Origin of the sequence: Rhodococcus daqingensis (assembly GCF_042665615.1) — a bacterium.
Lineage (GTDB): Bacteria > Actinomycetota > Actinomycetes > Mycobacteriales > Mycobacteriaceae > Rhodococcus_G > Rhodococcus_G daqingensis.
On the sequence record NZ_JBHTCS010000019.1, the window covers coordinates 1 to 6,911 of the forward strand.

The 6,911-nt window shown below is 68.3% G+C and carries 1 protein-coding gene and 1 pseudogene; both read right to left on the reverse strand.

The features are described 5' to 3' along the window. Positions 1-889, reverse strand: an 889-nt coding sequence (locus ACFQS9_RS16990) for a condensation domain-containing protein (RefSeq protein ID WP_417715328.1), incomplete at its 3' end; no start/stop codon positions are given. A gap of 48 nt (positions 890-937) precedes the next feature. Beyond that, a pseudogene (locus ACFQS9_RS16995) lies at positions 938-6,911 on the reverse strand (amino acid adenylation domain-containing protein); the annotation flags it as partial.

Genomic DNA, 6,911 nt, shown 5'->3' on the forward strand with positions numbered 1-6,911 from the left:
CGATCATGGTTTCGATGCCGGGGATGTGGGGTGGGCGTCCGGAGACGGTGGTGCCGAAGACGATGTCGGTGTGGGAGGTCATGGTGCCCAGGACGATTGCCCATGCGGTCTGGACGATGGTGTTCAACGTCAGGTTGTGATCCCCGGCGAACCGCCGGAGTGCGGCGGTGCGTTGCTCGTCGACGTCGAGTCGGATCTCGTCCGGGAAGGTGGACGGCTGCCAGTCGCGATCCGCGTCCGCGAGGAGGGTCGGTTCCGCGATCGCGGCCATCGCGTGTGCCCAGGCCGCGCGGCTCTCCTCGGTCGGATGACGCGCCAGCCACGCCAGGTAGTCGCGGTAGGGGGTGACGGCGCGTAGTGCGGTGGTGTCGCCGTCTCGGGTGTAGAGGGTGAGGAGTTCTTCGAGGAGCAGGGGGGTGGACCAGCCGTCGAGGAGGATGTGGTGGTTGGTCACCACGAGGCGGTAGTCGCCGACGCCCATGGTGATCAGCAGGAATCGCAGCAGGGGCGCACGGGCCAGGTCGAATCGGGTGTGTCGGTCGGCATCGATCACCCGAGTCAGTTCATCCATCCGCGCGTCGGGGCTCACGCTCGTCAAATCGGTTTCGGTCCAGGGGAGTTGGGTGTGGTCGGTGATGATCTGGACGGGTTGGCCGTCTGGGGTGTGGGTGAAGGCTGCGCGGAGGTTGGGGTGGCGGTCGAGGAGTGTTTGTCCGGCGTGGCGGATTCGGGTGGGGTCGATGGTGCCGGTGAGGGTGAGGACGAGTTGGACGGTGTAGGCGTCGGTCGCTTGCTTGGAGAGTTCGGAGTGGTAGAGCAGTCCGGCTTGCAGTGGTGAGAGGGACCAGATGTCGGTGAGGGTGGGGTAGCGGTGTTCGAGGTTCTCGATGGTGGGTTGGTCGAGGTGGACGAGGTCGAAGTCTGAGGGGGTGTGTCCGCCGGTGTGGGATTGGTCGGCGAGTGTGGTCAGTGCGGTGGCCCAGAGTTCGGCGATGTCGGTGACGTCGGCGGCGGTGAGGACACCGGTCGCGTACATCCACCTTGCGGTCAACACCGGGCCGTCGTCCGTGTCGGCGGCGATCGCATTGATGTCGAGGACCGCCGCGACCGGCATGTCCCGGCTCGGCACCTCCTCGAGTTCGGTGTCGACGATCGGTGCCCAACTCGCCCCGTCCTGGGCGGACCCGGTGATGCGGCCGAGGTAGTTGAAGGTGATTTGGGGTGTGGGGAGGTGTTGGAGTTGGTGGGTGGTGTGGGGGTTGAGGTAGCGGAGTTGGCCGTAGCCGATGCCGTGGTCGGGGATGGTGTGGAGTTGTTCTTTGATGGTTTTGAGGGCGGTGGTGGCTGCGGGTCCGTTGGTGTGGGCGTTGTGGAGGTCGATGCCGGTGAGGTCGAGTCGGGTGGGGGTGATGGTGGTGAACCAGCCGATGGTGCGGGTGAGGTCGGCTCCGGGGAGGGCGTTTTCTTCGCGGCCGTGGTTTTCGAGGTTGATGAGGGTGTGGGGGGTGAGGTGTCCGTGGTGGTGTCGCCATTGGGTGATGGCGAGGGCGAGTGCGGTCAGGAGTGCGGTGTCGACGGTGGTGTGGAAGGCGTTGGGCAGGGTTGTCAGGAGGGTGGTGGTGGTGTCGGTGGGGAGGGTGGTGGTGATGGTGTCGGTGGTGGCGTGGGTGTCGAGTTGGGGGTTGAGGGGGCGGGGTCCGAGTGGGGGGTCTGGGGTGGTGAGGATGTGACGCCAGAGGTCTAGTTCGTGGGTGCGGGTGGTGGCGGTGTCGGTGAGGGCGTGTGCCCAGCGGCGCATGGAGGTGCCGGTGGGGGGTAGGTGTGGGGTGTGGCCGGCGTGGATGTGGGTGTGTGCGGTGGCGAGGTCGGAGATGAGGATTCGCCAGGAGACGCCGTCGATGACGAGGTGGTGGGCCACGATCAGGAGGCGGCCGGTGGTGCCGGTGTCGAACCAGACGAGTTGGATCATGGTGCCGGTGGTGGGGTCGAGTCGGTCGGCGGCGGATTCCATTTCGGTGGTGGCGAGGGTGGTGAATGCCGGTCCGGTGGTGGTGTCGACGGGGATTCGGTGCAGGATCGTGGTCGCGTTGATGGTTCCGGGGGGTTGTACTTGCATGCCGGCTTCGGTGTCGGGGGTGGTGGGGAGCAGTTTGGCGCGGAGCATGTCGTGGTGGTCGAGCACAGCCTGCACGGTCCGGGTGAGGGTGTCGGCGTCGATCGGGGCAGGAAGCTCGAGTAGCGCCGCTTGCGTGTAGCGGCCCACATCGGCGCCGCGGTCGAGCAGCCATCTCGCGATCGGCGTGAGCGGGAGCTCGCCGATGCCGCCCCCGGGGAGCTCGTCGACGATCGGCAGCTCCGATGCCACTGCCCCCTCGGCAAGCGCGGCGATGGTCTTGCGCTCGAACACATCCCGCGGTGTCAGGTTCAGCCCCGCTTGCTTGGCGCGGGCCACCAGCTGAATGGACATGATGCTGTCGCCGCCGAGCGCGAAGAACGAGTCGTCCACGCCCACCGCGTCCAGACCCAGCACCTCGGCGAACAGTTCGGACAGGACCTCCTCGGCCGGGGTCGCCGGACTCCGGCCCGGGGTGACCTGGGCCGCGAAGTCGGGGCTCGGCAACGCCTGACGGTCGAGTTTGCCGCTCGGCGTCTGGGGCAGAGAATCCAGCACGACGAGAGCGGCGGGGACCATATGGGGCGCGAGCTGAGTGCGGGCGACCGCCAGTGCCGCCGCCGGGTCGAGACTTGTCCCGGCGTCGGGCACGACATAGCCGATCAATCGGTCGGCGCCGCGGTCGTCGGTCTGGGCGACCACGACGGAGCGCGCGACACCGGGCGACTGCTGCAGGCAGGCTTCGATCTCGCCGGGTTCGATGCGGTAGCCGTGGAGTTGGATCTGGAAGTCACTGCGTCCGATGTACTCCAGCTGGCCTCGGGTGTTCCACCGGGCGAGGTCACCGGTGCGGTACATGCGGGCACCGGATCGGCCGAAGGGCTCGGCCAGGAATCGGGTGGCGGTCAGCCCGGGCCGATTCAGATAGCCGCGAGACAGCTGCGGCCCGGAGATGTACATCTCGCCCACGACGCCCGGTGGTACCGGGTGCAGCCGACGGTCGAGCACCGAGATCCGCAGTCCGGGAATCGCCCTGCCGATCGTGGAGGCCGACGCCGTCTCGGTGAACGGGTCATCGATCGGGAGAAGGCTGACATGCACGGTGGTTTCGGTGATTCCGTACATGTTCACCAGCGCCGGATCCGTGCGGCCGTGTCGGGCGCACCAGCCGTCGAGTTGCCGGAGGGACAACGGCTCGCCTCCGAAGACGACATACCGGAGCGCGAGTGTCCCGCCCTCCGCGCCGCCGCGTCCCGCCATCCAGTCGGCCTCCGCCAGCTGATTGAACGCGGTCGGTGTCTGGCTGAGGACGGTCACGTGTTCTCGGCGCAGGAGGTCGAGGAATGTTTCGGGGGTGCGCGCCGTGTAGTGGTCCACCAACACGAGCCTTCCGCCGTGCAGGAGCGCCCCCCACATCTCCCACACCGAGAAATCGAAGGAGGCCGAGTGGAACATCGTCCACACGTCCGTTGCCCCGAACCCGAACCTGTCCTGCGTGTTCGCGAACAGGGTGAGCACATTGCGGTGCGAGACCATCACTCCCTTGGGCCGCCCGGTCGATCCGGAGGTGTAGATCACGTAGGCGAGAGCGCCCGGTCCCAACCGCCCGAGCCGGTCCGCGTCGGTGACGGGCGCGCCCGACAGGGACGCGAGATCGGCCGCCAGGTCGCCGGAATCGAGAAGGACGCAGGGCAGGTCCGATTCCGGCAGTGCCGACACGACCTCGGACGTACAGACGATGCAGGCCGGATTCGCGTCGTCGAGCATGAACGCGATCCGGTCCGGCGGATAGGTGGTGTCGACCGGAAGGTAGCCGCCCCCGGCTGTGAGCACCGCGAGCAGGGCCACGATCAGGTCCGGCGATCTCGGCAACGCGACGGCCACCACCGTTTCGGGGCCGACCCCGCGGGAGATCAGATGCCGGGCGAGGCGATTGACTCGCTCGCTCAGTTCGGAATAACGCAGGGTGACATCGTCGAAGGTGACAGCGCCCGCATCGCGCTCGCGGGCCGCGATCAGGGCGAATCGGTCGCCGAGCGTTGGCGCCTCGACGATCGTCTGGTCGACCCCGCCCCGGTTCCAGACCGTGAGCATGGTCGCGAGCTCGGCGGCGTCCGTCAGTTCGACGTCACCGACCGGCAGGTGGGGATCCGCTGCGACGGACTCGAGCAATCGGACGAAACGCTGCGCGAAGGCCTCGATCGTGGCTCGGTCGAACAGGTCGGCGGCGTAGGTGAATCCCGCTCTCATGCCGTCGGGTTCGTGCTTCTCGTCGCGCAGTTCGCTCAGGGTGAGCTGCAGATCGAACTTCACCGCGACGGGGTCGGTCTCGATGACCTCGGCGGTCAGATCGGGCAGGTCGAGCACTGCCGTTTCCGCGTTCCGGTACTCGAGCAGCACCTGGAACAGCGGCGAATGGCTGGTCGAGCGGCCCGGCGCGAGCAACTCGACGAGGCGTTCGAACGGGAGGTCGGCGTGCGTGAAGGCGCCGAGGTCGGCGTCGCGGGCGGCGGCGAGGAGATCCACGAACGAACCCGCGGCGTCGACCCGCGTGCGCAGCACCAGCGTGCCGACGAACATGCCGACCAGGTCGTCGAGGGCGGGCTCGGCCCGCCCGGCGATGGGGGTGCCGACGGCGATGTCCTCGGTGCCGCTGAGCCGCGCCAGCAGTAGCGCCAGTGCCGCATGGGAGACCATGAACATCGTCGAATCGTGCTGACGGCACAGCCGAATCAGCCGGCGGTGGAGGCCTGCGTCGATGTCGAAACCGACCGTGCCCGCGGACGGGGATCGCCGGGGCGGGCGCGGCCGGTCGGTGGGCAGTGGAAGTACCTCAGGGAGTCCGGCCAACGCTTCGGTCCAGTACGCGAGCTGCTCGGCGAACAGGGAGTCCGGATCCGTTTCCGAGCCGAGCAGCGCGTCCTGCCAGAGCGTGAAGTCGGCGTACTGGACCGGTAGCGGCGCCCAGTCGGGCGGACGGCCTCTGATGCGCGCGGTATAGGCGGCGATCACGTCCGAGACGAGCGGAGCCATGGAGACGCCGTCAGCGGCGATGTGATGGACCACGATCGCGAGCACATGCTCGTCGGGACCGAGCTCGAACAGGCGGAGGCGCAGCGGGACCTCGCTGCTGACGTCGAAGCCGCCTGCGGTGAACCGGGCCAGCCGATGCGGTACCTCGTCTTCGCTGACCGACATGCTGACCAGATCCGGCACGGCCTCCGCGGCCGTGGCGATTCGCTGGACGGGCTCGCCGTCCCACATCGGGAACATGGTGCGCAGCGTTTCGTGGCGCTCCACGACGTCGAAGACCGCCGCGCGCAGGGCCTCGACGTCGAGGTGGCCGTTCAGTCGTACCGCAACGGGGATGTTGTATGCCGGTGACGTGGTGTCGAACTGGTTGATGAACCACATCCGTCGCTGTGCCGCCGACAGCGGAATGTGCATGGGGCGGGGGAAGGGCGCGAGCACCGGTCGTGGTGTGCCGCTGATCCCCTCGCGCGCGATCCGGCGAGCGAGGGTGTGTGCGGTGGGTGCATCGAAGAGGGTTCGGACGCCGATGTCGGTGTTCAGGACGGTGTTGATGCGGGCGACGGCGCGAGTGGCCGTCAGCGAGTTACCGCCGGCGTCGAAGAAATCGTCGTCGACACCGAGGCTCTGTTGCCCGAGCACCGCCGCGAAGATCCCATCGATCGCATCCTCGACGGGGTCTGCCGCCCCGTGGACCTCGCGCGCGGCCTCGTCATGGGAGCGGGCGCCGAACACGGGTGCGGGCAGGGCATCCCGGTCCAGCTTCCCTGCGGGAGTACGCGGGACCTCGTCGAGCGTCACGATGGTGGCGGGGATCATGTGCGCCGGAAGGCGTTCGGCGAGGTAGCCGGCGAGTTCGCCGGTGTCGGGCTCTGCTCCGGCGCTGGGCAGGATGTAGGAGACCAGCACGGGGTCGCCGGAGGGCGCGGTGTGCGCGATGGTGGCGGCGAAGGCGACGTGGGGGTGGCTGGTGAGGGCGGTGTCGATCTCGCCGGGTTCGATGCGGAACCCGCGGATCTTGACCTGGAAGTCGCTGCGGTGCAGGTATTCCAGTGACGGTCCGGTCGTGTTGATGCGCCAGCGGACGATGTCGCCGGTGCGGTACATGCGTTCGCCGGGTCGGCCGAAGGGGTTGGCGATGAACCGGTCGGCGGTCAGTGCGGGCCGTCGGTGGTAGCCGCGGGCGAGCCCGTCGCCGGCGATGTAGAGCTCGCCAGGTATGCCTGCGGGTACGGGCTGCAGCCGGGAGTCGAGCACGACCTCGGTGACGCCCCGGATCAGACCGCCGATCGTCACCGTCTCGTCCGGTGCCATGGCGTCGGTCATGTTGGTGGCGACGGTGGCTTCGGTCGGACCGTACGCATTCAGCATCCTGCGCCCCGGCGCCCATTTGGCCGCCAGTTCTGCCGGGCACTCCTCGCCGCCGGTGAGGATGCAGCCGACGGCGTCCAGTCCGGCCGGCTCGACCGAGGCCAGCGCCGTGGGGGTGAGGAAGGCGTGGGTGACGTTCCCGCCGATCATTCTCTCGGCCAGCTCGGTGCCGCCGTAGACGCTCGGCGGCGCGATCACCATGGTCGCGCCCGCCCCGAACGACAAGAGGCACTCCAGGACAGAGGCATCGAAGCTCGGAGAGGAGAAGTGCAACACCCGAGCGGCAGAAGAAACCTGGGCGCGTTCGCCCAGCTCCCGCGCGAGGTCACTCAATCCGCGGTGGGTGATCGTGACGCCTTTGGGTGAGCCGGTGGATCCGGAGGTGTAGATGAGGTAG